The sequence below is a fragment of the Streptomyces sp. NPDC088354 genome (assembly GCF_044753585.1).
Classification (GTDB): domain Bacteria; phylum Actinomycetota; class Actinomycetes; order Streptomycetales; family Streptomycetaceae; genus Actinacidiphila.
In genome coordinates, this window is sequence record NZ_JBIVNJ010000116.1 from 1 (window position 1) to 4,069 (window position 4,069).

Sequence of the window (4,069 nt, forward strand, 5' to 3'; positions counted from 1 at the left end):
TAGCCGCCGCCGTACGAGGGCTGCTGCGGAACGTACGGCGCCCCGTCACCGCCCCTGTACGGAGCGTTGCCCCACCCGGGTTCATGAGGTTCGTAGACCCGGCGCGATAGCAACTCATCCATGGTGACGCTCCGACCTGACGGGAAGCCTGAATGCCAGTCAGGCAGGGCTCCCGAAATTGGCTCGCGTATACCAGTGCCGAGGTTCCGCGCAAACTTCCCACACAATCGGCGAATTTCACCTGCAGCTATCGACTGGGATGGCCACGTGGAACGGAAAGCATGCCGCGACTTCTCTTCCGCATGCGAGGATTGATGATCCGTGGAGTTCGTCAAACATCTAACATGATGTCGAAGTCACCTTCTGGCCGCCCCACACGTGACGCCTTCAGCACATCAGACAGACGCGTTTGCGGTATTGTATTTGAGCGCCTTGTCTTTGACTGCGTACGCCACTTACGTAACGAGTAGAGCAACTCCAGTCACCCACGGCGCCGGGGTCACTGTCAGTGCGGCCGAGTGGTCTCATAATGCAACCCGGCGGCCACCAGCCAACCTCCCGTCGTAGCGCGGGACATGGGGGCACTCCACACAGGGCGTCCAACCTCGCACCAAGAGCCACTAGTAGGGTCGGGCCCGATAAAAGAGCCGCGAGCCGCAACGGCCTCATCCTCTGCTGAGGATGTAGACCGGAATGATGCAGCCATGGACCGCTTTGTCCGTCGCGCCAAGTCATGCCTTCGCGATGCAGGTTTCATTGATCTAGATTGGGCGTCATGAAGATTCCCGTAAGCCTTATCACGCTTCAACGTGCCGTTGACACCGCGGATGCCCGATATCACAGTAATTCTGGCATCAACGCCAACATCGCCCTAGCCGCCTGGTCTGACGCCAACGCTGCACTGACCCAGGCTCTTTCGCATCACGCCGCCGACAGTGGCATTCCGTACCAGACCCTGGAAACGGCCGTACAACGGGCAGCACGGACACCTGTTACGGAAGTTGACCCGCCCGAGGGAGCAGCAGCTCTGCCAGGCCGCCACAGAGCCACAGTGCAGGACCCCAAGCGTTCCTTCGCATAACATCCGGGCGTGATTCTCACGATCCAGTGCCCGCCGGAACGGGTGGGTGCCTGCGACGCAGCCGACGATCCACCTCGGGGTTGGGTGATTCACCACGCACCATCGGTGAAGGCAGCAGTAAGCTCCGCGACCAACGTAGTTACTCGTCGGGTGCTCCATGCCTTGCCTCGTCAAACGATGTGTGGGGGTTCTGTGGTTCGTAGGAGGCGCCGTGATGGACTCGGCGAACAGGCTCTGATGTGGCGTGAGGCGTGGCGAGACACCACCAGCCTTCGATCGTCGGCAGGTACGTGATGTCCCGAACTCGTTTGGCTCCGGTTCGGGCAGCGGCGGAGTCCCGGCCTGCCAGGGCCGGGGCGGCCTCGTAGTCCTACAGCGTCAGGTGGCGGCCCTTGCGGTGGAAGGTGCTGCGGATGGCGGGCCCGCGGACCCAGCCGACCCTGGTGCGATTGATCGCACGCCGGCGGGTCAGCGTGGGACACACCCACGGGACACCATAGGCGCCCAGCGCCGGCGTGAGGCTCGTGGATCTTCACTGCGAACTCGTCGTTGGCCTACTGCCGATCCGAGTGGCAGGCCGTGCGCAGTAGGTCGGACGGTTGATTCCCATGGCGCGGCACAGCAGCACGACGCTGCAGCCGTCGGGGTTGGCCCTGGCACAACTCCGCCCCAGAGTGGACGAAGCGGCAGGGCTTCGCCTACTTCGTCGACACTGGGGCGAAGAACCGCGGTGCACTCAACCCGTCAGGCATCCCAGGCGATGGGTTACGTCCCGCACGACAAGGTGGGTGGCCAAGGCATGTCTGGCAGGAAAAAGTCACAGCGGGCCAGAAGCCCAGCGGCTCATTGCGGCAGTGCGAAAACGGTAAAGAGGGAGCTAGCGCACACAACACGCAGCAAGGCGACGGCTACCGGGTGGGACGGTGTTTATCCTGCTTGAGACGATGGCGGTCTTGAGGCGGCACTGCGAAGCGAACTGCCTGAGCTTGAGTACGCAGGTTGCTGAGGGCGTAGTAGCGTCGTGATTTTACGGTGCCTGACGGTATCCCGAGTATGTTTGCTGTCTCCTGCACCGTTCTGCCGAACAGCTGGGTATGCAGTAGCACTTCCCTGTGCTCCTGAGACAGGCGCCGCAAGAGCGCCCGCATGTCGACCGACACCGCCACCACGTCGGCGTGGTCAGGCTCGAATACGTCATGCTCGTCCGTGCCGACCGTCTCATGCCGGGAGTGGGCACTGCGCAGGCGGTCGATGGCCAAGTTGCGGGCTACCTTCAGCAGCCAGCCTCGTATGGATCCCTCGTTTCCGTAGAGCCGGTCGAGGTGGTGCCAGGCTCGGAGCAGCGTCTCTTGGACGATATCCTCCGCGAGCTGCCGGTCACGCATTAGGTACTCGGTGTAATCAAGCAGTACCTTGGCGTGCTCAGACACCAGCAGCTGCATACGATCAGTGCCGGTATCGCCGCCGGGGCAAGAGTCGAAAGTCATGGGGATCCCATTGGGACGGCTACCTCGCAGCTGCCTTTTAGAGCGGGGGATCAGGCTGTCGGGTGCACAGGTGTGGGCTCGGCCAGTGCCACCTGCTCCCCGTGGACGACACCGCGTACCGGCCAAGTTGCGCTGGGCACGCCAGGTGGAGCCCAGCGCCGCCCGCGCCAGCACCTACCCACCACAATGCGTACGGTATAGAACGTTCTATGCAAGAATACACTAGGTGTCGCCCCGCAACGGAACAGAGCTCGAGGCGATGACCCGCAGCAGGGATCGCACCGCCTGAGCACTGCGCAGCGCTGCGGAGCGACGCGGAACGAAGTGACGACTAGAAGCAGGTCGCGATGCGCAGCAAACTCGACAAATGGTTCACGACGCTGCCCACGGGTCGATGAGGCAGAACAAAGAGGTGTGCCAAAGTCGGGACAACGTAACCGACGCTCGCTCCATCATTAACTCCCGATAACTTGCTCGCTGCAGAGAGAGGTGAATTGCGGATGGGCGCGGAAGCGCGCCGCGAGGCTGCCGTGCGTGCGGCAGTTATCGAGTTCGCTAAGGGTGGATAGCACGGAACGCCCACGAGTGTGATCGCACGCCGTATAGGTGTTTCGCAGCTATATCTATTCCGTCTCTTCCCCAGCAAGAAGGCGCTCTTCCTGACCTCCATCGAACGTTGCTTCGAAAGGGTTGAGGAGCATCTCGAGAGGGCAGCTAAAGGGCTTGAGGGGGAGGTGGCGTTCGAGGCGATGTGCGCCTCGTACGGGCAGCTCGTCGAGGATCGCGCCGTCGTGCAGATGCAACTCCAGGCATATGCAGCTTCGATTGACGACGAGGAGATTCGCGGTTTCTGTCAGCATGGATGGCTTGAGCTATGGGACCGTGTCGCCGCACGCACAGGCGTCAGCGCGGGAAGGGCGGCTCGATTCTTCGGTACAGGAATGCTTGTGCACGTCATGGTCGCCTTAGGCATTCCCTGTGAGGCCCAGGCTTGGTTCCGCACAGGTTTCCCGTCGCCTTGATTCCTCGAAATGTCTGGCCGCAATCCGAAGCTCCACGGCAGCCCGTGGTAATGCAGCCAGCCTGCCGCTGGGGTCGTCAGTCTCGATCTATGGATCCACGTTCGAGTCGACCGCCGCGGACCTCCAGCGAGGTGGCTACCGGAAGGCACGTGCTCAGTTCGCGAGAAGAATTCTCGGCGGCGCTCAATCTCTCAATCGTCTCGCCCCTCGTCGGTCGAATCTAATCCACTCCTTTGACGTCCTTCCTGTCCTGAGGGGCGGGGATTTCTGGCTGGCGTGGGCTGGGGGCCGGCGGTCTGTCGGCGTTGGCGTGGTCGGGACCGGGTGGGACGGGCTTTGTGTGGGCGGTGTTGTTGTCCCTGGGTGTACGGCTGGGTACGGGGTGCGGGGGGGGTGCCTCTATGTCCTTCGTCAAGCCTGTGCTGGTCAGGCGGTGGCTGTTGCGGAAGGGCGCGGTTTGTAGAAGGTCCCGTCGCGGA

At 62.4% G+C, this 4,069-nt stretch carries 2 protein-coding genes; one reads left to right on the forward strand and one right to left on the reverse strand.

All coding sequences use genetic code 11. The features are described 5' to 3' along the window. Window positions 1–1,989: 1,989 nt before the first annotated feature. On the reverse strand, window positions 1,990–2,568 hold the full coding sequence (locus ACIP98_RS41980) for a sigma-70 family RNA polymerase sigma factor (protein ID WP_401982115.1): 579 nt from the start codon (window positions 2,566–2,568) through the stop codon (window positions 1,990–1,992). Between the two features lie 587 nt (window positions 2,569–3,155). On the opposite strand from ACIP98_RS41980, the gene ACIP98_RS41985 reads away from it, so the two are divergent. Beyond that, the gene (locus ACIP98_RS41985; RefSeq protein WP_401982117.1) at window positions 3,156–3,590 is read left to right on the forward strand and encodes a TetR/AcrR family transcriptional regulator; all 435 of its coding nucleotides are present in this window, start codon (window positions 3,156–3,158) and stop codon (window positions 3,588–3,590) included. Window positions 3,591–4,069 lie beyond the last annotated feature (479 nt).